Below are 24,233 nucleotides of genomic sequence, written 5' to 3' on the forward strand. Positions count from 1 at the left end.
GGAAGTGTGTTCACATGGGTCAATTCTCAGTGACAATTTATGGGGCTACCGGGTCAGTTCTCAGTGACAATCAACAACATTCACTGCGCAAGCAACATCACAAGCTGCCTGAAATAACACAACATGGACTTTTGGGGCGGAAACGTTGACGCTTTGCGCTGACTACTAGATGCTGAAACAAATAACGAAGGTGAGGCCATCTAACATGCCCAAGAACATCCTAATCTTTTCGGATGGGACCGGGCAAGTCGGTGGGCTACGACCCGACCAACGGCTCTCGAACGTCTACAAAATGTATCGCGCGATGCGTCCCGGGCCGTCATCCCCAATCGATCCGAAGGAACAGGTCTGTTTTTACGACGCGGGTCTCGGTGCGGGTGAGGTGGGAGGCCTCACGCTCCGGCGGATCAGAAACATCTTGTCGGCCGCGGTCGGCACCGGGATCGATGAAAACGTCATTGATTGCTACGAGAAGATTATCTCCTACTATGAACCCGGTGACCGCATCCTCCTCTTCGGGTTTTCAAGAGGGGCATATACGGTTCGAGCCGTTGCCAATGTGATGAACCTTTGCGGCGTCCCAACAAAGATGCCGGACGGATCGCCGGTGCCGCGCTTCGGTCCCCGACTTAGGAAGATCGCGAGTGACGCGGTGAACTTCGTCTACAATCATGGCAACGGCTATCAGCGCGGCCAGAAGCCCTATTACGAACGTCGCGAGGAACTCGGCCGCCGGTTTCGACAGAAGTACAGAAGCTTCGTGCCGGATGCGGATAAAGATGTTCAGGGCAACGTTCAGCCTGCGTTCATCGGCGTTTTCGACACCGTCGCCGCGCTCGGAAACGCCAAGGTGAGCCTACTTACCGGCGGCATCGTGTTCGCGCTCTTTGTCGCCTTCTGCGCGTCGCTCTGGTTCTCTTGGCCATGGTACGTCTGGCTTCCCTTTCTGGGCCTCCTTGGTCTCATCGGATTTTGGTACGGCAAGCTGAAGTGGTCGCAGTGGAAGTACTTTTCACCCGACGAGAAAAAGCCGCTCAAACTGTCCCGTCTCACTGACTGGCCTGCGATCTGGAACTACGGCCACTACGCCAAATGGAATCTTGAAAATTACGACCAGTGGCTTGATTCCGATGTCGGCCATGCTCGTCACGCGCTCGCGATAGACGAGAATCGCAAGAACTTCCCCCGCGTGAAATGGGCCATGGCGGCCGAAGCCAAGAAGACCGAAGGCCGTGACCCGCCGTGGTTGAAGCAAGTCTGGTTCGCCGGCTGCCACAGCGATGTTGGCGGCAGTTACCCAGAACCGGAGTCCCGCCTTAGTGACATCGCGCTCAGCTGGATGCTAGAAGAGCTGAAGGTTTGTGTTCCAGACGTCCGGATCAACGAGAGCAAGTTGTACATCATGCCGGATCCGACCGGTATGCAGCACGAGGAAGCCTTCATGTTCGCATATGGTCCGATCCGTAAGCGCTGGCCGATGGTTCCGCGCGAAGTGACCGCTGCTTTTGCGCTCCATTCATCGGTCATCAAGCGTCTTGAAACTGGGCTGGTTTCTCACGTCGGTGAGATGCGACCATACCGGCCCGAACAGCTCCGCAACCACCCCTCGGCGAATTCTTTCTTCGAAGATGGGCAGTGACCAGATTATCTGTCCTAATAACGTTGACAGGTGGGCCACTGTCGTAACTGGTGTGAGCGGCCCACTGCGGACCTCCGCCTAATCGTTAATCGCCGCGCCGCAGCGTAACCAGACCCGCCGTTTGTTCCCGGCGCAGCATTCATGTCGCAGGCTTTCCGGGAAAAGATTGCTCATAGTTCGGATCGCTTTGCGAAGCGTGATCCAAGCCAATCGGCTGAGATCGATAGGTCTGGAGCCCAAGGGTTTTTTGGCCCCCTACGATCCAAACTGCGGGCTCCCGGTCAGCGCACATGTCGAAGCAGGGCCATCCCGGGGACATCGGCATCAAGATCGGAAAAGATCTCGCCGTTCTGTTCGGTTCGGTGCTTCTCGAACTGCGCACCGAGCTGGTGCTCTATCCTGATCGCCTCCTGCTCGGTGCCGATCGGCTGCACGTATTTGAGGTGCCATTGGGGTTCCGAACTGACGCGGTAAGCGTTAAACGCTGCCAGCCGGGTCTTAGGGTCTACTGCGTGCCCGATCTTGCAGTAGCGCCGGCGGTTAATCACCAGTTCGGCGACATAGACGCTCACCAGCGCGGACATATCGCGCGGCGCGACCTCGTAGCCGTTTATCCGGAAGGGATGCTGCTGACGCAGCCGCTGCACTCGCCCAGCAAGGCCGCTGAACCTCGGCATCATGGTTTTCAGCCGGGTCGCGCCAGGGATCAGCGCGAGGAGGCTTTCGGCCAATTCGGGGTTCACCTCCTGTGTGCTGGTGATGGCCCGCTGCGTGTGCGTGCGGGGCGTGTAGCCAAGCAGATCGCGAAACCTCGGGGGGGCGGTGATTGCCCAGACGTCGAGCGGCTGCAGTGCGTAGGGCCACCGGTAGGCGCCGTTCTCATCCACATCCCAAGTGTTCTGCGCCCCGATGCCATAGTCGGAGCTTGCGAACGCGATTCTGGACAGCCGCCAAGCGGACAGTACACGCCCGCGCTGGTGCTCGGAGATGACGACCTTCGGGTCCTGTGGGTTCGTACTGCAGACGCCGAACACGACCGCGTCCTGCTCGACGGTCGCGCGCTTTGCCGCGAAGGCCCGGTGGTGGTTCGCGGTGAAGGTTAGCGGCACGCCGAGGTTCGGGTTCGACCCCCAGACATATGTGTAAAAGACTGTCGTCATGGTGCGTCCTTCAGCGCCCAGAGACGGGGTCGCGTCTACAGGCGGACACCGTTCCTACGCAGCATCTCGTAAGGTGAAATCGTGCTGATGCCGTGAGCGTCCGCGGCGTCAGGAATTTTGATTTTGCTCACCCTGAGCGGTTCCCGGGTCTCAAGCGTTACGATGTCGTGACCGCCGTGGATTGCGTAAGCGACAAGGTAAGCATCGGCCTTGTTCAGAAAGTCTGCGACGGCGGCGGAGGTGTAGCCGTTCGAGGTTGCCCAGCTCGCAACCTGCCCCATGCTGTTTCCGATCGCGCCGTCATCAGGCATGAAAATGCTCGTGCCATGCAACTCGATCCAGTGCTTTACCTGATCGTCTTTCTTCTGCAGCTCGCGCTTCACCGGAGCGATACTTGCGACCTCACCAGCGGCTGCGGCACTGGCGATCCAATCCCAGTATCCTCCGCAGATGTCGAAAGCGTAGTAGCTTAGCGCAGGTGTTAGGAAGACGTTCGTGTCCAGCAACAACATTAGCTCGTCACTCCCAGCCGCCTTGCTTCCTCGCGGAATGTCTTGCTGTTCTTGAGATTCAGCAGGTCGAAGGCTTCACCCATCTGCGTCCTGCCTTCGAGGGCCGTCGAGATGACCGCCGATGCAAAGTGCGGATCGACGCGCGCCCCCATCGTCGCATAGAAGTCGCCGCCAGAACTGCCTTTCGCCTTGTCCTTCAGGAAGTCGAGCTCGGCGTCATAGGCTGCTTGAAAGGCGTCATAGCTCAGGCGTCCAAGATCCTTCAGGCGACGTAGGGCGACCAGCGTGCTGACCCGAAACAAGCGCGCGACCGTGGTCTTCGCCAAGTCGATATCGCCGGGTAGTTCCATATTCTGGAGTTGGGCCATCGGCACGAGAACTTCAGCGGCGACTGCATTGCAGAACCGCTCGACCGCGCTGTCCGGGTTCCAGTCCTCCGGTAGGTCGTCAGCGGCTGCGTTGCTGATACCGCCTTTGCCGATCCAGATGTGCGCCAGCTCGTGGGCGAGCGTGAAAATCTGACCGGCCTTCGTGTCAGCGCCATTCACGAACACGAGCGGCGCGAACGAGTCGGAAATTGCGAAGCCGCGGAACTCGCGCGGATTCAGCTTCCGGTGTGTGTTATTTCCAACGACGCCATTGATCATCACGAGGATCCCCGCCTCTCGGGCAAGGGCTATGAAGAGCCGTAGGAATTCTTCCCAAGTCGCGGCCTCGGACCGGCTCCCGACCTCCAACTTCAGCACGGTGCGGATGCTGCCCGCTACAATCGCAGGCGGGTCGCCCGCCGTAGAAGAACCGACGAACTTCAGAAGCGGCGCGCCGGACCCGGCAAGGTGGTCACGATACCAACTCTGGCGCCGCTGGCAGGTGTGAATCGTGTCGATCAGCTCTGTACTTGGACGCCCATAGGCCGTTCCAGCCATCCGCCGGAAGTCAGGCAGGGGCAGCTGCTCCTCGGGCGGTGCGGGCAGGAAAAACATGCCGAGCGGTAGGTGAAGCGTCGCCGCCAAGGTTTCCAGCTGCTTGAAGGTCGGACCGCCCTTTCCCTTCAGCCAAGCCGGGTACTTTTTGAAACGCTGCACGAGACTGTCGAACGGCATCCCGGCGCGTTCTCGCGCCCATTCCAGAACGTCAGGCGATATGTCGACCTGTGCCATCGGTAATTCCTTCGTCTCCTTGCGTCATTCTGCTGGTTCGACAGCTTCGGTGTAAACGATTATTTTGAAGCGCGTCCTAATGGTTTTGCGCCTCGCCTACAATTCCACCTCGCGAGCCGGAGTGCCGCACCCCTCACGCAACGGCTTGTAGTGGCCTCAAGGCCGTGCAGCGAGATGCTTAATTTCGCATTGTTCTGAACATCGGCTCTCACTCTCCCGGCACGGCCCACTCGCCCCAGCGGCGAAAGTCAGCTGTCCGCCCCTTCGAGCCGGTGACCTTCGTGATCGCAGCGCAAATGGAGCGCCAGCAGCGAACGGCAGGAAGGTCCAGCCAAGCCGACCTTCAAGCTTGTTTGGACATAGCGCCATGTCCACAAAAATGCTGGCCACGAGCTGCACCACGAAATGCAGAGGGCTGGCGCAAGTTGGCGCAGTAATGAATTGACAATCCCTGTGCCGGTGATCCTTCAGATATTGTCGATAACGACCTCGCTTGGCATTTCGCCCTGCCACGCATCGCAGAGCGCATTAAACTCGGCACCTTCTTCTTCATCGTCACAACACCTCAGGGCGAGTACTTCGGGCAGCTCCATGCCAGTGCGATGTGCAGTTTCTTCGGGATTATGACCTGCATATCTCCTCACATACGCGCCATTGGCAATTTAGGCGCTGTCGTCATCTGACGACAGGGACGCAGCGAGTGCCTGAATACGCTTTGCTGGGCCTTTGTAACGCGCCCCTCGGACGAAACCGCCGTTAGCGCGTGCCATATCAGCGTGTGAAACCTGACCAGAGCGAAGTAGTTCTTCATCGCGCGCACGCGCAGCGGCTTTCTCAGCTGCGCGTTCTTGGGGTGAAAATCTGGGCACCTTGGGTTTCATGTTGTCTCCCTCACGTAAGCTTATCACATCGATGTCGATTTCTTTTGAGGAAACCGCGACACCTGCGGCCAGCCTGCGCCGTACTTGCAGACAGACCGGCGCTCGAATTCGTGCTGCGTAATGCCCTCAGGCACCTCGCCGGACCTGCGGCTCACCGTATGGCCGCACTCCCAGCATCGGACCTCGATGTGGGTGGAGCCGGGCGAGAACAGTTCATCGTTAATAGAGGCCATCTTGAGTTTACTATCAAATTCTGCGGCGGACCTAAGACGGGATATACTGTTGTCATCAAGCCGCCAATATGCGTACTGCAGCGTCGCGTTCTGCAAAACGGGCGCTCCAGAAGTTCAGCGGCATGCCGAATCCAAGCTTCCTGAATGGGGTTAGATAGCGGGGGCTGAGCCTTGGATGTAGGAACAAGGTGATCACGTTCGTTAGAATTGAACAAATGGAAGCTTTTGGCTGCTAGCGAAAATGCTGCTGAAGAGGCATGCAATGGCATCCGCCATTTCAGGGCTGCTCCTTTGCCAATCTGGTCATCTGCGATTCCCTGTAAAGGACTCGCGACCGGTTCCTCCTTTAAAATAGCTTCATAGAGTTCGACAAGTTCTGACATATTGATCGAACCTCCGCCCACTCCGTTAGCGGCTGCGCCGGTTAGGTCGAGGTTCTGGAAACGGCGCAAGAGTTCTGCTCGGTTGCAACCAACTGCGCGCAGAAAGATATTGGATTGTGCGCTCCAATTCACATCAAGCGGCTTGAGCGTCCCGGCGTGGGCGCCGATCCGGCGGATCACCAAGTCCGCCTCGGCTTGAGAGCAGCGTTCAAAATGAGAATGACGGCAGCGAAGCTTATGCCGCTGGCGAGGCACATCGCCACGCTCCCAGATTTGGAGGACGCACGGGACGTCAACCACCCTGCCTGCATGGCTAAACGAGCGCGAGGGGATATCTTGCTGGTACATCAGGTGCATGTTCGAAGCGACCCGGTTTTGCTGGCTCTTTTTCTTAAAGGTCGCAGGCAGAATGAAGGCGACCACATCAGCGAACGCCGCTGCATGGTTGAGGAACTTCATGGCAGCGCCCCCAGAGAAAGGTGGGTTGCCAATGACCAGGCAGCGTCCCGTGAGAATTTCTGGCTGCCAGGTCAGAAAATCGGCGGTCTGGATGTCCGGTGCCTTTGGATCGAGGTCGAGAGCGATACAATTGCTCCCAAGCTGCCTTGAGAAGGCGCCCGTGCCGGCGGAAGGTTCGATGATGGTTTCGAAGGGCTGGTCCGCATAGTAGTCGAGTACCTGATCGATGCAATCTTGGGCGACCTTGGGGGCCGTGTAGAACTGATCCAGAGCTTTAGCGGTGGTGGGTGAAGTGTCGTTGAACTTAATCTTCATGGTGCATTCCTCGTTTGTGTGACGAGGACGTGCGTTCGACGAAGATTTTCAGAAACGCGGTTTGAAACCCCTTTCTGGGTCGGCGTTAAACACCGAGAGAAATTCGTGAAAACTCCTGTAAGTGTATGTAACTTATAAACTTATCCATATAAATTTTTCGACGGATGCAAAGCGCCGGAATGTCCCGGAACTCTCTAAAGGATACTTTTCTTTTTAGAAATTGGTTCTTGGGAACAGACCAACACCCGTTTTTGGAAGCCCGTTCCGAAGAGCGACAAGCCTTAAGCAGCTCACGCCTGCGCCGCTCAGCCAAAGGCAGTCACGACAAATCCTAAACGGAACATTCTATGACAGAGGAGCTTAATCTCGCGACCGCTGTTGTGCAGCGAGAAACCTTCGATATTCTTCAACTGGGATCACTGCGTTGCTCATACCGGACACGTTCAGGGCAGCCGCCCTGTTTCCGGCCGCTGTTCTGAAGCCTTTAGGCGTCACTTGCCGGAACTGGATGAACAGCGGGCAGTTGCCCTCAGGCTCCGGCATTTTGAGTCTGGGGATGCCGGTTGCAGCTGGATCTTGAGGCTGGAGATAGTGCTGGCTCTCAAAGATTGAGGGTTGATAGCGCGCCCATGTAAAGCTTGCCCGCCCCGATGCGGTTCTCATCTATGAAAATTCTCGGAGCCTATTTTATGGCAGTGAAACAGGGGAGCGGCCCCCATCGGGCCGTGGACCTGCGATCTGATAAAATGTCTCGCGCTGACAAACGGTGCGGCATTGAGGGACCTTCGCCTCGAACCACGGACGGTCAAAACTTAAAATATGAAAATTTTGGCTGCGTGGTCAGGGGAACAATCTTCTGCACATGGAAGATGATAACGACTATAACCTGACCGTTGCAGAGGTTGCCGCGCATTATAGCCTGTCTCCCCGCACGGTCCGTACCTGCCTGAAAAACGGAGCGCTGGAGGGCGTTCGCCTGAGCGGTAGCTGGCGGTGTTGCTGGACCGATGCCTGGGGGGACCTGCGCCGCGCGGAGCGCGTTCCAAACTCTATAAGAGACCGTTGAAGAGCAAAAAGGCACTCGCCACAAAATGGCAGGTCAGCGAACGCACGGTTGAGCGCTGGATCGTAGAGGGGCTCCCAACGCGCAACGTCTTTGGGAGCGTACGAATAGCGCCGGAAGATGCGGTGGACTGGACAGAACAGACGTTTGGCGCCACAAAAAAGGGACGCTTATGATAGGGCCGCACAGTCAAATGGTCGAAACCACGACATGCTTGAACTTCTCGCGACAGGCGCACATTGGTCCCCAAACATTTATCGGCGAAATGTTTGCGGACCTTTTTGCGTAAAGTGGCAAAACCCCGACAACTTGTGCGTTTTCCGCAGTGAAGTAAGAGCAGACTGAGGCCGGGGCCGGCGGCCCCCGACGAACTCTTTTTGCGCGCCTAAATTGGGAGCCGTCAAATCCGAGCTTTCACGGGGTTCTTGTCCTTGTCGATCCGGGTCAGACGGTCGAGTTGCGGCACGCCTCGTCCGCTTGAGCTTGGCGTGCCGCGTTAATCCGATCAAACGTCAGTTTGACTCTTGGCGAGCTTCTCCACCCAAAGCCTGTGATCGGGGCGGCATTCTTCGGAGCAGTCCTCTTGAATGCTGCTCAGCTCTGGCAAGGCTTCTTGGATCTCGTCGGAAACATCAGCCCAGATCACTCGGCTAAGCTCAATGTCGAGCTCGTAGGATTCGATCACGCTGTGACGATTTTCCAAGGCGATGCGCCCCGGGCCAGTGAGTTCACCCTGTTCGTCGAAAGGTAGCAGGAAGGAAATGACGTGGTCATTGTCAGCGTCGCTGATTTCGAAAACGCCATACTCTCCAGAACGGGCGGAACGATTGACGCCATGAAAGCTGCCGAACATTTCCCACACCTCGGAGATCGGTTCATCCCGAAGCAGCTCTGCTAGCCCCTCAACATCATAACCAAAGTTCTCCAAGAGTGGATACATTTCGGCGTTCGCTTCGAAGCGGTCCTCGGCGGTTTGGTCGTAAGTGTTCATTGCGTTTCTTCCTGGGTTGTAAGTTGAGGGCAAGGAGGGGTCAGAGGCTGGGAACTGCAGCAGTATGTTGAGTCCCAAAGGATTTTTTCCCTCTCCTGACGGTTGTTTGATTTTTGTAACAGTTAGACATGAGTTTTCCTTGGTGTGCTGAAAGGGCCCGCGCCGCCGTGATGGCAATGCAGGTCTCGTTTGAAGGTGAAGCAATCGGCCGACCGCCTGCATTCCGTTTCCAGAATGCGTTACAAAACGAACATGGGTATGAACGCGGAAAGTAAGGCAGCGATCTATCGGCGTGTTCCCAATAGGTTCGCGCAGAGGTCTCCAAGAGCTAGGTGCCGGATTGGTTTTAGGGTTTTTTACATCTGAGATATCAGTAGACAAATAGATACCAGCACCGCAAAACGGTGTTGAAACAAAGACGCCAACCGGGTAGCAAGTCTGTACTAGAGAACTTGAAAGCCCTTTGAAGCCTCGGTTTCGGAGGGTTTTCTTTTGTCTGTTGCTGCTCCTTTTTCCGTTACACTCTTGCCTCGAAACGACCTAAGAGGTTGTGACCGCAATTCGCGGTTTGTCTCAGGTGCTTCGAAACACACCCTCTGCTTAGACATAAAGGCCAGTATTGCAAATGGGGGATTCAAACCCACTTCGCAAACCTCCTATTTGCGTTTTTTTTTATTTAATATTAATGTGTTGCAAAGGGGCATTCTAGAAACACCCGGCTTCCAAAGCGCCTTGATCACAAAAGTGTTACCAGGGAATTTACAGACAACTCGAGTGGCCGCTGACGATCACTGAATCCCACGTTCTCAGCGTGAAAGTCTACAGTTGACGGGATGGCCAGGCGTTCGCGCTGCATCGGTGCTGTTCGAGCACCACTGTCGGTTTTGACGATCTGTGCACAGCATAGCTTGGGATATGCTCTAGACCTCCTTAGAGCGTCTGTTCGCATCAGGCTTTTAATGGCGCAGGTATCATTTGCTGACCCGCCAGCCAGTAAACTTTATTGAATGCGGTTTTGCTTTAAAGAGACTTACTCTCCGGGCATGTGCTTGTGGCTAGGTAGGAGCCGTCGTCACCGACTATACGCAGATTGACGGTGCCGTTAGGCTTACGGGTGAGAATTTCGATATCCGGTTCCACAATGAGGCCTCTGAGCCCTGCGAACGCGTTTGCGATCTGATAGGGAGTTGGATTTGGTGCGGTCATTTCTTTTCCTTTCATTTGTCAGACTAGGAGTCTGCGGGGCACCTGAGAAACAACTTGGCGATGTCAAAAAGCTCTTTCGCGTTTCCATGGCGGGGGCTCGGAGATTTTAGCAGAGCCGGGCTTTTCTTGGCGTCCTCTCAAACGCAAAAAGATTAAGAAAAACCGTACAGCCGTTTTGAAACGGCGTTCATTTTCCCTCTGTCCTTTTCACCCCCCAAACCGATGGAGTGAAAATGACAGAAAAACCACCCACCCCAATTTCCAATGACGTGCCAGTTTTGCTGGACCGTCCGTTCCTGATCCGGCGCTGGCAGAAAGGGAGCGACGCGTTCTTTTGGCGGCAAGAAAAACTCGGCAAGCTATGCGTTGTGAGCGATGGCACGAAGCGGCGCTACACCTGGGATGCTGTGTTTGCGTTCGAAGGCGGCGCGCCGCCTGAGGGCATGCGCGCGGCGTATCAAAATAACTTACTGACAGAGCATCAAGCGGCCGGGCTTTGCTCTGTAAAGCCGTCGTACATTCTGAGTGCGGCGCGGCGCGGAGACTTGCCCTGCCGGCGCATTGGCAGCGCCTACCGCTTTGTGCCTGCCCAAATCGAGGTGTGGCACAAAGCACGGTTCGTGAACCGTAATGCACGGAAAATAATAGTAAATCCGAGCGATGAACGAGACGGGGGGTGAGCTTTACGGTCCAAAGTGCACCCCCCGTTTGGTTCATCTTGCTTCAGATGAACGCTCTTAATTTCAAATGAACACTCCCAGAAGGTAATGAACGATGACACGACACACCCCCATCCAGCTCGTCTCTTTGAAAGATGTAGATCTGCTGCTGCCCGCGCTTTACTCAGCAGCCTCTGCGGCGGTCTACAGCGCTGCTCTAAGACGCGTGACAAAGCTTACAGGCAAGCCCCTGTCGCATATCCCTGCCGATGAAAGCGCTTGGTTCTTATTTAGCCGCGGGATCGTCTGGGTTGGCGAGTTTCGCGGCGACACACCTGGCGCGCGGCAAGAAGCTTTTGAAGCTTGGGTCAAGAAGGTTGCCAATGCGATCCGGCGGGCGCAGGCGCATATTGCAACGCCGGTGGTCTCTATGTCTGAGGATGCGGCATGGGCGCGCCTTCAGACCTATGCCGCGGAAGTGGAAAACACCCGAGACCAACACGGCGCTCTTTTGCTGCCAAACATGTTCTCTCTCTCCATTGCCAATTTGCGTGCACGCTGCAGAGAGACCCATCCCGCAGAGCTAAATACGCAGGCAGCAGCGCAAGCGCTGGAACATTGCCGCTCTGACAAAGCAGCCACTTTGCGCCGATCAATCTTAGCCTTCAACAAGCTCATCGGCGAGCGCAACCGGCATCCGGCCATTCAGGATCTGGTGCCCCTCGCACCCATCGGAGACCTGCCGCGCCTGCGAGATCGTCCGCTGGATTGGTCTCAATTCAGCGCCAAATTTATAGCGTCGCGGGACCGGGCCCTCAAAGTGGCGGTCCGCAATGATGCCCGCAAAAAGAAAGATCGCTTTGGCGATAAGCTTGGCGCTGATCCCCTGAATGGGCGTGACCGCACGCGCCGAACGCGCCCCATTCGCAACCCCGAAGCTGCCCGGGCGCGTCATTTGAATGCGTTGAGCTGGCTTGTGCGGCACGCGTTTGAAGACCGTAGGGTGGCCTACCGCATCGACAGCATTGAAGCGCTGGTAACAGGTGAGGCCGTCGAACAGGCGACGATGCGCTATATCGCGCGGGCTGAAGCCTCACCCGTCCTTTTGAACCCGGCGCAGACCTCAAGCGGTGCATCCATCTTGTCCGCACTTGAGACCCTGGCGCGGCGCAATGACTTGGATCAAGACGTTATCTGGGCTTTGGAAGATGCGCGTTTTGATCACGTGGATAGCTATCAGACCCGTGAGATGTCCGCGGAACGCGAAGCCTTCATTAAGCTCGTTGAGCGCAACCCGGCAATTGCCAAGGCCATTGTTTCGGGACCCCGTCTGCTAAAAGCCGAGGCCGAAGCTGCCTTCGCCACCTGGGATGACCTGGGGGCGCATTCAAAGAGCGAGGCGCTGCATCTATCGATGGGTGCTACGATGATGGCTTTGCAATTGGCGCGGTCCGTACGCAGCCGGAACCTTAACGGCATGATCATTGACGGGCCGGACGCCGAACTCATCCGCCCGCTGCGCGACAGCCGTCCTTGGCTTGATATTCACCGGTCTCGGGTCAAGAACCGCCGTCCCATCGAAGGAGAAATCCCCGAACGGCAATGGCAAGTCATTGTCGGTTGGCTCGATGAAGGTCTGCCGCGCTGGTGTGCAATCAAGGAGGTCGACGCTGAGGCGAATATCTTTTTGTTTCCCGGGCCCAATGGTGTGCTGAGTCGTCAGAGCTTCAACCGCATCTGGAACCGCTGTGTGAACCGGATCGGTGTGCCAGGGTTGCGGCCGCATATGATGCGTCATGTCGCGGCGACGCTTTGGCTGGCCGTCAATCCGGGGGACTACGCCACGGTCGCGGCGTTCCTTGGAGACAGCATTGCTACTGTCGAGAAATTCTATGCCCGCGGGGAAGGTGCTGCGGCTGCCAAACTGTTCGCCGGAGTTATGGAAACCATCGATCCCACGCTTGCGATTTTTCTTAGGAGAACCTGAACATGCCAATGTCAGCCGAAGAACGCGCGGCAAACCTTGCAAAACGCGCACCTCATATTCCTGCCGACGTAGTGACGCGCATGCAAGCGCAACTACGGGCAGGGCAGACCCTTGAACGCGGCATGCCTGCTGCGATTGAGGATTTTTACAATCGGCTGGCCCAGGCCAAGCTACCTCCTGATCTCGTAACTGAAGAGATCTACGCGGCTGTTGCCACATCGCGTAGCCGACTGCGAACGTTGCTGAAGGGTTTGCGTCTTTTTGCGCCCGCCGTGCCGTTAAGCCCGGCGGCGCCGGTCACACAGCGGTGGGACGCTTGGCTCAACGCGCGTTATAATGCCAAACCGGCGCGGCCGAGAGATAGTCGGCGCGTTGGTTTGGCACCGGAGGATTGGCCGAAAGCTTGGGCGGCAGCTGTGCCAAACTTGGGCAGGACTGTCCGGCCGTACGGCAACCGTCTGCCGCGCTTGGCAGCTAAAACACAAGTCGCTGTGATCAGTGCAGTGGGTCTTCTCGCAAAAAGCCGCGAATGGGCGGCAGCACAGGGAGTGGAGCTCGCACCCACCCCTTCGGCGGACCTTTTTGAAGCGTTTTTTCGGTATCTGATCACACAGCGCGGGGTCTCCTTCGGAACCGCTGCAGATTATTGCGAACGGCTGCGCATGTTTTTTATGCGCGCGGGTCTTTTTGATGAGGCCAGTCTGGCCGCTTTGGCAAACCTTGCGGGGGCGTTGACGGAAGAAGCGACGGAAAGTGATCCGGGCAAATGGACGAAGCTGCGCGCGTTTCGCAAGCACTTCACCATGAGCGATCTTCTGCATGCTGCAATGGCTGCCGCGCAGGAGGCGGAAAAACTGCCGGGTCACACCACTTCGGCCCTGCGTCTGCGGCAGAAGGCGGTGTCATATGCATTGCTCGTCAACACCGGGGATCGGCAAGGCGATCTGCGGCATTTCGACATCGGTGTGGATTTGATCCGCGATGCGCAGGGTGACTGGCATCACGCAATCCGGACGTCGAAGACCGGCCGCCAAAAAGAGATTGATGCGCTTTGGCCGGGAACCTCAAAACTGATCGACGCCCATATTTTAGGGGATCGGCCTGCCTGGATGATTGAGCGGCGTGTGGCGGAGTTGCAGGGTGCTAATTTGCTGACCCTTGCCGACGCCGTGGTCAATGAGGGGTTCATTAACCTCCGGCTTAAAGACGACTTCAAAATCCACGGGCATCTGGTTCGGACACTTTTGACCGATCTGATGCGACGCGAACGGCCCGGTGCACGGTGGGCAGCCCAACATATGCTGGGGCATGAAGACCGCTATATGCAGGAAACCTACCGCAGCGACTTTGCCGAAAGTGGTGCGATCCAAGCGATGGACCGCTGTATCGCGAAGCTGGAAGGGGGGTGATCTCGGCGTGAGCCGGGCGGGGCTTCTTTGCTGCCTTTGCCCCGCTCAAGTCCGACACCGTTACGGCCAATTCAACTGGGAGGGGCAGGGCGCTCTTGATAACCCGCCCCTCCTTCTGTTCGCGGAAAAACTTTTTTCATCAAAATGCACGATTTGATTAACGGCCTCAGAAAAAGGTTCCCAGTTCATCTTTAGGCACTGCACGTGCCGTTCAACTGAAACCATCACATTGGAAAGGATACACAGATGGGGCTGGATATTGGCTTTTATCGGGATGGGGAGGAGGTGTTCTATCTGCGCAACCACGACGATCTCTTTGAGGCGCTTGCGGAAGGCTCTGGGGGGAATGTCTATGAGACCTATAGCGACTTCTATGTCACTCTCGGCACGTTAGCAGTGGTTGCGACCATGCTCAAAAAGGAGTTCGCGGCCTTGGGGCTCACCGCCGCCGATGCCGTGTCCGAAATCCCTGAGAAATTTTACGATTTGGATGCACGGGATGCGGAATGGAAGGACTTGCTGCGCTACTACCCTGCGGTTGTCACGTTCCTTGCCAAGGATATCGTCGAAAACGGCCCTCTCATCTGCAGCTGGTCTGCCTGAATGCGAGGCGCCGGGTAGAGCACAGAAGAGCTTCCGGCGCTGCGAAACAGAACCCTACTCCCCCCCTGAAACCTCTGCTCGGCGACGTGCCTCCGCTTTACGTCCCGCAAATTCAAAAATCAAAAAAGGTAAACCATGACCAAATCTCCTCTGAACCACACCAAAGACATGATTGAAAAAGCCCAGAAGGGGCAACAATGGATGGGGTATCGTTCCGACCCTGTGCCCTCGATGGAAACAGAATTTTCACCTGAGGAGCATTGGCAAAGTCAGTTGACTGCTCTTTGTGCCCAATGGGAGGGCTCCAGCGCCGAAGTCCGAGCCATCTCTTTCGTGTTCACCGATGAGCCCTATCACCTCAGCAAATTTGTCTTTGACGCAGTTGTTGTATGGGATGAAGAAGCGTTTCGACGGGTCGAAATTGGTGACCTGCCGGAACGTCTCAGAGACGCGCTCTCGAACTTTCAAAAGCGCCACGGACCCGAACTTTTTTGTTATGTAGGTGATACATTGATGCGGATGGCCGACGAATATTCCCACACGCTTCTCACCGGGCAAGCTTATCTGACGATGGATACGCTCACCGTTTTGAACGTCTGGGGAGCAAACTGCTCGGGTGTCAAGCAGCTTACGCCTGCTCTACCATATGCTATTACTGTGTTGGTCTCAGGTAGTATGCACGATGCCGCCGCGCGCCTAAGTCAGGACACGCGCCAAGGTGGTCTTTTGGACTTCCTGGACTGGACAACTATGGATCAGGATCAGTCCCGGGTGTCAAAGTCGCATGTCCGAAAATTTATCGCGCCCCCTCCGCCGCTGACCGTGCCGAAATTGGACGATGACCTCCTGCGGGAGCTTGGAGTAATGTGACGTATCGCGTCACGACGTTTGTCGTGCCCTCCAGATTGCTTTTTTTATTTTGTTTTGAAAGGAAAGAGCCCCATAAGATTGCTAGAGGGAGGATGGCTCTTGGTGGTTGCGCCCAGCCCCGCAGCGAACCGAGGCGATTTCCTTCATGTTTCCCCTTGAGGGGTTAGGGCTGACCCGGTTTCGACCGGCCTCCTATGTTATTGTCCCCCATGAGGGGGCTCGGGAAAGGTGGCCTTCGGGTCGCCTTTTTTGACTGCGGACGTTCCCCGAGAGGGATCCCAGTGCAGCCAGTCCTCGTATGGTCTGGCTCTTCCAGAGCGACCTTTCCGTGGAGCGCCCTTGCGCGCGGTCATGCCGCCATAGGACACTAAATATTCTTCCTTTGTTGGTTCGGAGTAGTTTTCAGGCTATGAGTTGTGTCGGCATATACCAATACAAGCTGCCGCACAGATCTTTCTTGAAAAGGCTCCGGCTTTAAACGGTTCCGCGATAGCTCACAAAAAATTGCTGGCCTGAAGTGGTTCAGAACGCGCTCAACCAGTGAGGTGACGTTGGTCTGGTCAAGCTTCTGTTTGAACAGCATCAAATCAGCTTCCCAGTGACCAAACTGACGGTGATGAGCCACATCATCGGGGCGGAACAGGATACTGACATCGCGGTGGAATTTGGGTTCTCTACGCCTTCTGGTGCGACGTGGTCTGCGGGCGACACGGTGGGTCGGTAGATACCACCACAGGTCTTCGCGCTTCCCTTCCTCGGAATAGATGTAGCGATAGATGGTTTCCTGGCAGACCCTGAGGAGAGCGCGCTCGTGGATCATGCGGTTACTGATCTGCTCTGGTGTCCAACCGTTCTTGATACGCTCGATCACGCCCTTGCGAAGCTCAGGAAGTTTGATCAGTTTGCGCTCCCGCGCACGCCGTTCCGCCTGTATCAGGTGGGCGGCGGCACCGTAATAGCCGTCGCACCCGGGCATGCTTTCGTCCGAAAAATGGTTGCGTTTAAGCTCAAGAAATATCGTTGATCTGCAGCGCTTTAGAGCGCGCGCCATCTCATCGACAGGGACCTTTACGGGTCTCCAGCGTTCTATCCTGCGTCGTTCTGCGCTACTCAGTTGGTTGATTTTTGACCACCTTCTCGGCTGCGTCTTTCGACGTCGGGGGTTTCTTAGTCATCTCGATCTCCCAATCGATAAGATGAACCAGAAATTCTCCCTTATTCAAATCCTCAAATCTGTTCCAAGGATGCTGACGTCAGACACACAACAATAGCTGCGGTTCGGCGTGAGGGCAGTTCAACCCGTTTGCTTACTCGCGAGTCTCCAGTAGAAAGCAATTGCAAAACCGATGAAAAAATAGGCAATCGGCATCAATAGTGACCTCTGAGTCTAACTGCCCCGTGGGAATCGAGGCTCATATCGCTCGATTGATTGCTGCAGTGCAGTATCGTGGTGCATCACAGAAGCGAGCACCCTCCCAACCCTTCGCAGTTTGTCCCGCGCGCGGTGGCACAGCGCCAAACTGGGAACATACGAGTGAATTGACATGGATTTATCAGCGCAAATGCTGATCTTCGCCACCGTGGTCGAGCGAGGGAGCATTTCCGCGGCGGCGCGGTCCATGGGCCAAACCCCATCCGCTGTCAGCAAGCAGATCAGTCTTTTGGAGGATCACGCGCACTTTCGTCTACTCAACCGCACGCGGACCGGCGTTTTGCCGACCCCGGAAGGTCAGGAATTCTATTTCAAATGTCAGGCGATGGCAGAGAAGTTCAAGGACGCTGAAGCGCATATATCTAACCTTGATGACGTGCCGCGCGGCAAATTGCGGATCGCCTCGACGGTGGCTTTTGGCAAATCCCAGTTGATCCCGGCCTTGCCTGTGTTTCTGGCCGTGAACCCAGAGGTTGAGGTATCGCTCGAGCTGACCGATCGCGAGATTGACCTGCAAACAGAGGGTGTCGACGCGGCGGTCAGTTTTGCCGAGCAGCATAAGAACCCCGATGTCGTCGTGCGCCGGATAATGCATAGCCACCGCGTGCTCTGCGCGGCGCCGCACTACATCGAGCGGCGCGGGACACCAACCAGCTTCTCCGATTTGTCGGAGCACAACTGCCTGAGGATCGCCGGAAATAGCCGCAGGAACGCATGGAGCGATGTCGAGGCGGGTGAGGCGCAGCCGTTCGACGCGGATGGGGATTTCGAAGGCAACAGTACAGATGTGATCTTTCACGCCGCCCTTGCCGGCATCGGTATTGCGCGGCTGCCCAGCTATCTGGTGGACGCGAAACTGCAGTCGGGTGAGTTGCTGCGGATCTTGCCCGGTTATGCGCCTGCCAGCACCGATATCGTCGTGCAGTTCGCGGGCCGGCGAAATCTCCCCCCGAAGACCCGCGCCTTCATTGATTTCTTGGTGTCGGAGTTTCGCCCCGATACAGCGCCACCAGTTCAGAAGGTGGCGGGGCACCCATGACCAAGACCCTAAGCATCGTTGTTGTCGAAGAAGATCAAGAGCGCGCGATTGCGATCGTGGACGCGCTGAAAGAGGCCTGCGTTTGTGACGTTTTCGTTGTCGGCAATTCCAGTGGCCTCGCCCGCAAGATCGCCGCCCATGTGCCCGACATTGTGCTGATCGACGCGGGCAACCCGACACGCGACGTGATGGAGGAACTGACGCTGGCGTCTGGCCCGTTGGAGCGTCCTGTGGCGATGTTCGTATCCGGTGCGGCTGGCGGGCTGGCACAGGCGGCGATTGAGGCGGGGCTTTCGGCCTATGTTGTCGATGGGCTCGCGCCGGGCCGACTAAAGCCGGTGATGGACACTGCGATTGCGCGTTTTGCGATGGTGCGTCAGATGCGCAGTGAATTGGCCGAGACACGCCGCGCTTTGGAAGAACGCAAGGTGATTGACCGTGCAAAGGGGCTGTTGATGAAGGCCAAGGGCCTTGATGAGGAAGCCGCTTATGCCCTCCTGCGGAAGGCCGCGATGGACCAAGGGCGGCGGGTGGCTGATGTGGCCGAAGCACTGGTGACCGCGTCGGGGCTGCTCGGATGAAGACGACGAACATCCCTGTTGCTTACGTCCCCTTGGTGGATGCCGCGCCCTTGATCGTGGCGCATGAGTTGGGCTTTGCCGAAGCTGAGGGCATTGCGCTGGACTTGACCGCCGCGCCGTCGTGGTCATCACTCCGAGACATGTTGGCCTTTGGCCGTGTCGACGCTGCGCATATGCTGTCGCCGCTGCCGGTTGCAATGGCGATGGGGTTGGGCGGGGTCGCGACCGCACTGTCGGCGGTGTCGGTCCTGTCGGTCAACGGCACTGTCATAGGGGTTGGCAAACCGCTCGAAGACCGGCTGCGCGCTTTGGGCTATGACTTCGACTTTGTTGATCCTTTCAAGGCGGCAGAAGCACTTGCACAGGTCCGCCGCGGACCGATCGTATTTGGGGTGCCATTCCCGTTTTCGATGCATGTTGAACTGTTGCGCTACTGGAGCCGGGCATCAGCACTCGGACCGGACGGGATCGTAATCCGCACCGTGCCGCCTGCGCTTATGGCAAGCGCACTGGCAGCGGGGGAGGTGGACGCCTTTTGCGTAGGCGAGCCTTGGGGGTCGGTTGCGGTTGAACGTGGCGTCGGTGCATTGCTCCTGCCGGGCAAGGCGATCTGGAGTTTTGCACCCGAAAAGGTCTTGGCCGTGCGCACCAACTGGGCAGAGGCCGAGCCCGATCTACTTGCCCGTCTGTTGCGCGCGACATGGAAGGCGGGCCGGTGGTTGGCCGACCCGAATGTTCATGCGGCCGCCAGCGATCTGTTGTCGCGCAAAGCCTATCTGGATGTGCCGTCGGAACTTATCAACCGGGCCTTGTCGGGGCACTTGATCGTCTCGTCCCGCGGGGCGCACCGCCAGGTTGATGGATTTCTCGAGTTTCACCGTGGCGCTGCAACCTTTCCGTGGCGCAGCCAATCACGGTGGATCGCGCAACATTTGTGTCAGTCGTACGGCAGCGGCAATCCCACTGCGGATACGATTGCGAACGTGTTCCGCTCAGATCTACATCGTTTGCATCTTAGCATGCTGGACCCTGATTTGCCTGGCGCATCGGAAAAGGTCGAAGGGGCGATTCCGCGCGCTACGCCGGTGGCTTCAGCGGGGGGGAGGCTGACTTTATTGCCGAATGAGTTTTTCGACGGCCAAATTTTCGATCCTTCCGCGCTGTAGGCGACTATTTTTTATGCAACGGCAAAACGTCTCCGACTTTTTCGCTGGATAATGACCTCATAGGGTTGAGAACGCGCTGCATTGCGGCATGATCGAAGTTGCATCCACAATGGCGTGGCTTGCACCGAATTCCTCCCGATGACTGGGATACGTTGAGCAGGGCCGCTCGCTTTCCATCGTTTGCAACGATGGTCAGTGAGCGGCCTTTTTTATTTGCCCGATCCACCTCCGCCCGCCGCGGACGCCCTCAAAAGGACCAACCATGAAACACCTTATCCTTGGCCTTGCGGCCTCGACCGTGATGACCAGCGCCGCCTACGCTGAACTGCTTGACCTTGAAAAGGACGTGCTGACCTTCGGTTTTATCAAGCTGACAGACATGGCCCCGCTCGCCATTGCCTATGAGCAGGGCTACTTCCTTGATGAGGGGCTTTTTGTCACCTTGGAAGCCCAGGCCAATTGGAAAGTGCTGTTGGATGGGGTGATCGACGGCCAGTTGGACGGCGCGCATATGCTGGCCGGGCAGCCCTTGGCGGCGACCATTGGCTACGGGACTGAGGCGCATATCATCACGCCCTTTTCGATGGACCTGAACGGCAACGGGATCACCGTCTCCAACGAGGTTTGGGAAAAGATGCTGCCCAACATTCCCAAGATGGCCGATGGACGGCCCGAGCATCCGATTTCAGCCGAGGCGCTGGTGCCGGTGATCGAAGAGTTCAATGCCAAGGGCGAGGCTTTCAACATGGGGATGGTGTTCCCTGTCTCAACCCATAATTACGAGCTGCGTTATTGGCTGGCTGCAGGCGGGATTAACCCCGGATACTACAGCCCCGATAACATTTCGGGCCAGATCGGGGCGGATGTCTTTTTGTCGGTGACACCACCGCCGCAGATGCCTGCCACCTTGGAAGCCGGGACGATCCACGGTTATTGCGTGGGCGAGCCTTGGAACCAGCAGGCGGTGTTCAAAGGCATCGGCGTGCCGGTCATCACCGACTACCAACTGTGGAAGAACAACCCCGAAAAGGTATTCGGCATCACCGATGCTTTCGCTGAGGAGAACCCCAACACCACCAAGGCGGTTGTCCGGGCACTCATTCGCGCGGCCATGTGGCTGGATGAAAACAATAATGCCAACCGCCCCGAAGCCGTCGAGATTCTCAGCCGCCCTGAATATGTCGGCGCCGATTACGAGGTGATTGCCAATTCAATGACCGGCTTTTTCGAGTTCGAGAAAGGCGACAAACGCGACATCCCCGATTTCAACGTCTTCTTCCGGCATAACGCGACCTATCCCTATTATTCGGACGCGATCTGGTACCTGACCCAGATGCGCCGCTGGGGTCAGATTGCTGAGCCAAAATCCGACGCATGGTTCAAGGAAGTCGCCGCCAGCGTCTACCGCCCGGAAATCTATCTGGAGGCCGCCCGGTCGCTGGTCGACGACGGCTTGGCGAAGGAGGAAGACTTCCCCTGGGAGGCCAACGGCTTCAAAGCACCGACACCTGCGGCTGATATCATCGACGGCATTCCCTTCGATGGTCGCGCCCCCAACGCCTATCTCGACAGCCTGCCAATCGGGTTGAAAGGCGATCAAACCGTGGTCGGCGACGAAGTTCAGGGCTGAGGCCCGGCGGCACCGGCGAGCCGTCTCGCCCGTGCCTTTCCCATTACTGCAGGAGACAGTTCGATGAGCACCGCAGACCCGAATTTTACCGATGATCCAGCACGCACGGCGCGCCTTGAGAGGCGCTTCACCCGGATCAACACCGCCGATAAGTGGTTTCAGGTTATTGGGCTGGCATGGCTGACCCCGATCCTGAAAGCCGTCGCTGGTGATAACCCTAAGGCGCAAGTTGCCGAGATCTGGCGTCTGTTGGGGGTGCCGTTGCTTGCGATTGTCGGGTTCCTCGCGCTTTGGGCGGCATTGGCCCCGACAGTGCAAACCTCGCTCGGCGCGATCCCCGGCCCGGCACAGGTATGGTCTGAGGCGGTCACCCTGCATGAGGACGCGCAGGCCAAGGCCGAGAGCCGTGCCAAATTCGAAGCGCAGGTCGCGGTTTTGAATGAACGCCGCGTCGAACAGGGCATGCCCCCTGTTGAGCGCGCCTATACCGGTGCGCCAACGTATTACCAGCAAATCTGGACCTCAATACAAACCGTGTTCTTTGGCTTTCTGATCGCCAGTGCGGTGGCAATCCCGCTTGGCATCGCGGCGGGCCTCTCGCCCACGGCCAACGCGGCGTTGAACCCGATCATTCAGATTTTCAAACCGGTCTCCCCGCTGGCTTGGCTGCCGATCGTGACGATGGTGGTCTCCGCCGTTGCGGCCTCAAATGATGGCTTGCTGTCCAAGTCCTTCTTGGTCTCGGCCATTACCGTGACGCTTTGTTCGCTTTGGCCGACGCTGATCAACACTGCACTGGGTGTGGCCAGCATCGACAAGGATCTGGTGAATGTCTCGAAGGTGCTGAAGATGAACACCTGGACCAAGATCACCAAACTGGTCCTGCCCTCCGCCCTGCCGCTGATCTTTACCGGGCTGCGGTTGTCGCTCGGGGTGGGCTGGATGGTCCTGATCGCCGCGGAAATGCTGGCGCAGAATCCGGGCCTTGGAAAATTCGTCTGGGACGAGTTTCAGAACGGGTCTTCCAGCTCGCTCGCCCGGATCATGGTCGCTGTGCTGACCATCGGCATCATCGGCTTCCTGCTGGACCGGGTGATGTACGCCCTGCAGTCGCTCTTTACCTTCACGAACAACCGCTGAGCAGTGCTGCGGCGATAGCGGAAAGGAACACTCACATGAGCATTCTGAAACTCGATCATGTTAGCCAGAGCTTTGGCTCGGGCACCCATGCGACCCATGTGCTGAAGGACATCAACCTGGATGTGCGTGAGGGGGAGTTCCTCGTCCTGCTCGGCTTTTCCGGCAGTGGCAAGACGACCCTCATCAACCTGATGGCGGGGCTTGAGCAGCCGTCCAAGGGAAAGGTCAGCTTCAAGGGCAAACCCGTCACCGGGCCGGGGCCGGAACGCGCGATGATCTTTCAAAGCTATTCGCTGATGCCTTGGTTAACCGTCAGCGGCAATGTCGGCCTCGCGGTGGACACGGTCTTCCCCGGTCTGTCTAAGGCAAAGCGGGCCGAAAAAGTTGCGCATTACGTCAAGATGGTGGGCCTTGGCCATGCCGCTACGCGCCGCCCGGCGGAGCTTTCGGGCGGGATGCGGCAGCGGGTCAATGTGGCCCGCGCGCTGGCGATGAACCCTGAAGTGCTTTTGCTGGATGAGCCATTGTCGGCACTCGACGCGCTGACCCGCGCCAATCTCGCTGATGAGATTGAGCACATTTGGGAGGCCGACAAGAAGACCTGTGTGCTGATCACCAACGATGTGGACGAGGCGATCATCCTTGCCGACCGGATCATCGCCCTGAACCCAGATGGAACGTTGGGCAAAGAGTTCCCCGTCAAGATCCCGCGCCCTCGGGACCGGGGCCGCATGAACACCAATGAAACCTTCAAAAGCCTGCGCGCGGATGTGACCAAATACCTGATGGATGTTGGGATTGAGGCCAAGGTCGAGGGCACCCGACTTTTGCCGAACGTGACCCCGATCCACGGCCTCCCCGCCGCTCTGGCCGAAGCAGAGAAGAGCACATTGCGCAGCCGTTATCTGGATTTCAGCCAGCTTCACAAAGTCTACCCCACGCCCAAAGGCCCGCTGACGGTGGTCGAGAATTTCGATCTTAAGATCGAGAAGGGAGAGTTCATTTCGCTGATTGGCCATTCAGGCTGCGGCAAGTCGACAGTTTTGACCATGGCGGCGGGGCTGAACGACATATCGAAGGGCTCCATCGTGTTGGACGGCACCCATGTGGAGGGCGCCGACCCTGAGCGCGCCGTGGTGTTCCAATCGCCCAATCTGTTCCCCTGGCTCAGCGCCAAAGAGAATGTGGCGATCGGTGTCGATAAGGTCTACCCCCGCGCCTCGCAGGCCGAGCGTCAGGATGTGGTGGAGTACTATCTGGAGCGGGTCGGGCTGGGCGATGCGATGGACAAGCGGGCAAGCGATATGTCCAACGGTATGCAGCAGCGTGTCGGTATTGCCCGGGCCTTTGCGCTCAGCCCCAAGCTGCTGTTGCTTGATGAGCCGTTTGGCATGCTCGACAGCCTGACGCGTTGGGAGCTGCAAGAGGTGCTGATGGAGGTCTGGTCGCGCACCAAGGTCACGGCGATTTGCGTCACCCATGATGTGGACGAGGCGATCTTGCTGGCTGACCGCGTGGTCATGATGACCAACGGGCCGCAGGCTACCATTGGCAAGATCACGCAGGTCGATCTGCCCCGGCCCAGAACGCGCAAGATGCTCCTGCAGCATCCTGACTACTACGGCTACAGGCAAGAGGTGCTCGATTTCCTTGAGGAATATGAGCACGGCGCAAAACCCAAGCCCAAAACCCCTGAAACAATGGCGGCGGAGTGA

18 protein-coding genes are annotated in these 24,233 nt (G+C 57.4%); 12 read left to right on the top strand and 6 right to left on the bottom strand.

Annotated features, from left to right (window positions below; genetic code table 11):
• Nucleotides 1–205 precede the first annotated feature (205 nt).
• Entirely contained in the window at nt 206–1,639 is a 1,434-nt protein-coding gene (locus tag ACGYLA_RS15455; protein WP_394433640.1) for a DUF2235 domain-containing protein, read from the top strand.
• A 281-nt stretch (nt 1,640–1,920) separates the two neighbouring features.
• Here ACGYLA_RS15455 and ACGYLA_RS15460 read toward each other — a convergent pair whose 3' ends face one another.
• From ACGYLA_RS15460 to ACGYLA_RS15480, 5 genes are all read right to left on the bottom strand, one after another.
• The gene (locus ACGYLA_RS15460; protein ID WP_394433642.1) at nt 1,921–2,799 is read right to left on the bottom strand and encodes a GIY-YIG nuclease family protein; all 879 of its coding nucleotides are present in this window, start codon (nt 2,797–2,799) and stop codon (nt 1,921–1,923) included.
• Between the two features lie 35 nt (nt 2,800–2,834).
• The gene (locus ACGYLA_RS15465) at nt 2,835–3,311 is read right to left on the bottom strand and encodes a DUF4411 family protein (RefSeq protein ID WP_394433644.1); all 477 of its coding nucleotides are present in this window, start codon (nt 3,309–3,311) and stop codon (nt 2,835–2,837) included.
• A complete protein-coding gene (locus ACGYLA_RS15470; protein WP_394433646.1) occupies nt 3,311–4,471 on the bottom strand; it encodes an ImmA/IrrE family metallo-endopeptidase in 1,161 nt (386 codons plus the stop codon). Before ACGYLA_RS15470 ends, ACGYLA_RS15465 begins: the two co-directional genes overlap by 1 nt.
• Nucleotides 4,472–5,503: 1,032 nt before the next feature.
• Nucleotides 5,504–6,742 (bottom strand): hypothetical protein, encoded by a 1,239-nt coding sequence (locus ACGYLA_RS15475; RefSeq protein WP_394433648.1) that lies wholly within the window; start codon nt 6,740–6,742, stop codon nt 5,504–5,506.
• Between the two features lie 1,568 nt (nt 6,743–8,310).
• Nucleotides 8,311–8,796 carry a hypothetical protein gene (locus ACGYLA_RS15480; protein ID WP_394433650.1) on the bottom strand — a complete coding sequence of 162 codons (486 nt, stop codon included), beginning with the start codon at nt 8,794–8,796 and terminating at the stop codon, nt 8,311–8,313.
• Nucleotides 8,797–10,235: 1,439 nt separating this feature from the next.
• On the opposite strand from ACGYLA_RS15480, the gene ACGYLA_RS15485 reads away from it, so the two are divergent.
• The 5 genes from ACGYLA_RS15485 to ACGYLA_RS15505 all read left to right on the top strand — a co-directional run bounded on the left by ACGYLA_RS15485 (nt 10,236) and on the right by ACGYLA_RS15505 (nt 15,530).
• The gene (locus ACGYLA_RS15485) at nt 10,236–10,682 is read left to right on the top strand and encodes a hypothetical protein (protein ID WP_394433652.1); all 447 of its coding nucleotides are present in this window, start codon (nt 10,236–10,238) and stop codon (nt 10,680–10,682) included.
• A gap of 94 nt (nt 10,683–10,776) precedes the next feature.
• Complete coding sequence (locus ACGYLA_RS15490; RefSeq protein WP_394433654.1) at nt 10,777–12,648, top strand: hypothetical protein; 1,872 nt, start codon at nt 10,777–10,779, stop codon at nt 12,646–12,648.
• 2 nt (nt 12,649–12,650) lie between these two features.
• Nucleotides 12,651–14,057 (top strand): hypothetical protein, encoded by a 1,407-nt coding sequence (locus ACGYLA_RS15495; RefSeq protein WP_394433656.1) that lies wholly within the window; start codon nt 12,651–12,653, stop codon nt 14,055–14,057.
• A gap of 246 nt (nt 14,058–14,303) precedes the next feature.
• Complete coding sequence (locus ACGYLA_RS15500; RefSeq protein WP_394433658.1) at nt 14,304–14,660, top strand: hypothetical protein; 357 nt, start codon at nt 14,304–14,306, stop codon at nt 14,658–14,660.
• A 135-nt stretch (nt 14,661–14,795) separates the two neighbouring features.
• Nucleotides 14,796–15,530, top strand: coding sequence for a hypothetical protein (locus ACGYLA_RS15505; protein WP_394433660.1), 735 nt, complete (start codon nt 14,796–14,798; stop codon nt 15,528–15,530).
• Between the two features lie 367 nt (nt 15,531–15,897).
• Here ACGYLA_RS15505 and ACGYLA_RS15510 read toward each other — a convergent pair whose 3' ends face one another.
• A complete protein-coding gene (locus ACGYLA_RS15510) occupies nt 15,898–16,653 on the bottom strand; it encodes an IS30 family transposase (protein WP_394433738.1) in 756 nt (251 codons plus the stop codon).
• A gap of 421 nt (nt 16,654–17,074) precedes the next feature.
• On the opposite strand from ACGYLA_RS15510, the gene ACGYLA_RS15515 reads away from it, so the two are divergent.
• The 6 genes from ACGYLA_RS15515 to ACGYLA_RS15540 all read left to right on the top strand — a co-directional run bounded on the left by ACGYLA_RS15515 (nt 17,075) and on the right by ACGYLA_RS15540 (nt 24,233).
• The gene (locus ACGYLA_RS15515; RefSeq protein ID WP_394433661.1) at nt 17,075–18,001 is read left to right on the top strand and encodes a LysR family transcriptional regulator; all 927 of its coding nucleotides are present in this window, start codon (nt 17,075–17,077) and stop codon (nt 17,999–18,001) included.
• Entirely contained in the window at nt 17,998–18,582 is a 585-nt protein-coding gene (locus tag ACGYLA_RS15520) for an ANTAR domain-containing response regulator (protein WP_120352694.1), read from the top strand. The genes ACGYLA_RS15515 and ACGYLA_RS15520 overlap by 4 nt, the downstream gene beginning before the upstream one ends.
• Nucleotides 18,579–19,748 (top strand): ABC transporter substrate-binding protein, encoded by a 1,170-nt coding sequence (locus ACGYLA_RS15525; protein ID WP_394433663.1) that lies wholly within the window; start codon nt 18,579–18,581, stop codon nt 19,746–19,748. Before ACGYLA_RS15520 ends, ACGYLA_RS15525 begins: the two co-directional genes overlap by 4 nt.
• A 262-nt stretch (nt 19,749–20,010) precedes the next feature.
• Complete coding sequence (locus tag ACGYLA_RS15530) at nt 20,011–21,378, top strand: CmpA/NrtA family ABC transporter substrate-binding protein (protein ID WP_394433665.1); 1,368 nt, start codon at nt 20,011–20,013, stop codon at nt 21,376–21,378.
• Between the two features lie 63 nt (nt 21,379–21,441).
• A complete protein-coding gene (locus tag ACGYLA_RS15535) occupies nt 21,442–22,518 on the top strand; it encodes an ABC transporter permease (protein WP_394433667.1) in 1,077 nt (358 codons plus the stop codon).
• A 35-nt stretch (nt 22,519–22,553) separates the two neighbouring features.
• The gene (locus ACGYLA_RS15540) at nt 22,554–24,233 is read left to right on the top strand and encodes an ABC transporter ATP-binding protein (protein ID WP_120352690.1); all 1,680 of its coding nucleotides are present in this window, start codon (nt 22,554–22,556) and stop codon (nt 24,231–24,233) included.

Origin of the sequence: Sulfitobacter sp. 1A13679 (assembly GCF_043557115.1) — a bacterium.
Lineage (GTDB): Bacteria > Pseudomonadota > Alphaproteobacteria > Rhodobacterales > Rhodobacteraceae > Sulfitobacter > Sulfitobacter faviae.

Bases quoted from the DNA above. Each gene is read 5' to 3' on its own strand.
- ACGYLA_RS15455 (WP_394433640.1), top strand. From the start codon at position 206: ATGCCCAAGAACATCCTAATCTTTTCGGATGGGACCGGGCAAGTCGGT.
- ACGYLA_RS15460 (WP_394433642.1), bottom strand. From the start codon at position 2,799: ATGACGACAGTCTTTTACACATATGTCTGGGGGTCGAACCCGAACCTC.
- ACGYLA_RS15465 (WP_394433644.1), bottom strand. From the start codon at position 3,311: ATGTTGTTGCTGGACACGAACGTCTTCCTAACACCTGCGCTAAGCTAC.
- ACGYLA_RS15470 (WP_394433646.1), bottom strand. From the start codon at position 4,471: ATGGCACAGGTCGACATATCGCCTGACGTTCTGGAATGGGCGCGAGAA.
- ACGYLA_RS15475 (WP_394433648.1), bottom strand. From the start codon at position 6,742: ATGAAGATTAAGTTCAACGACACTTCACCCACCACCGCTAAAGCTCTG.
- ACGYLA_RS15480 (WP_394433650.1), bottom strand. From the start codon at position 8,796: ATGAACACTTACGACCAAACCGCCGAGGACCGCTTCGAAGCGAACGCC.
- ACGYLA_RS15485 (WP_394433652.1), top strand. From the start codon at position 10,236: ATGACAGAAAAACCACCCACCCCAATTTCCAATGACGTGCCAGTTTTG.
- ACGYLA_RS15490 (WP_394433654.1), top strand. From the start codon at position 10,777: ATGACACGACACACCCCCATCCAGCTCGTCTCTTTGAAAGATGTAGAT.
- ACGYLA_RS15495 (WP_394433656.1), top strand. From the start codon at position 12,651: ATGCCAATGTCAGCCGAAGAACGCGCGGCAAACCTTGCAAAACGCGCA.
- ACGYLA_RS15500 (WP_394433658.1), top strand. From the start codon at position 14,304: ATGGGGCTGGATATTGGCTTTTATCGGGATGGGGAGGAGGTGTTCTAT.
- ACGYLA_RS15505 (WP_394433660.1), top strand. From the start codon at position 14,796: ATGACCAAATCTCCTCTGAACCACACCAAAGACATGATTGAAAAAGCC.
- ACGYLA_RS15515 (WP_394433661.1), top strand. From the start codon at position 17,075: ATGGATTTATCAGCGCAAATGCTGATCTTCGCCACCGTGGTCGAGCGA.
- ACGYLA_RS15520 (WP_120352694.1), top strand. From the start codon at position 17,998: ATGACCAAGACCCTAAGCATCGTTGTTGTCGAAGAAGATCAAGAGCGC.
- ACGYLA_RS15525 (WP_394433663.1), top strand. From the start codon at position 18,579: ATGAAGACGACGAACATCCCTGTTGCTTACGTCCCCTTGGTGGATGCC.
- ACGYLA_RS15530 (WP_394433665.1), top strand. From the start codon at position 20,011: ATGAAACACCTTATCCTTGGCCTTGCGGCCTCGACCGTGATGACCAGC.
- ACGYLA_RS15535 (WP_394433667.1), top strand. From the start codon at position 21,442: ATGAGCACCGCAGACCCGAATTTTACCGATGATCCAGCACGCACGGCG.
- ACGYLA_RS15540 (WP_120352690.1), top strand. From the start codon at position 22,554: ATGAGCATTCTGAAACTCGATCATGTTAGCCAGAGCTTTGGCTCGGGC.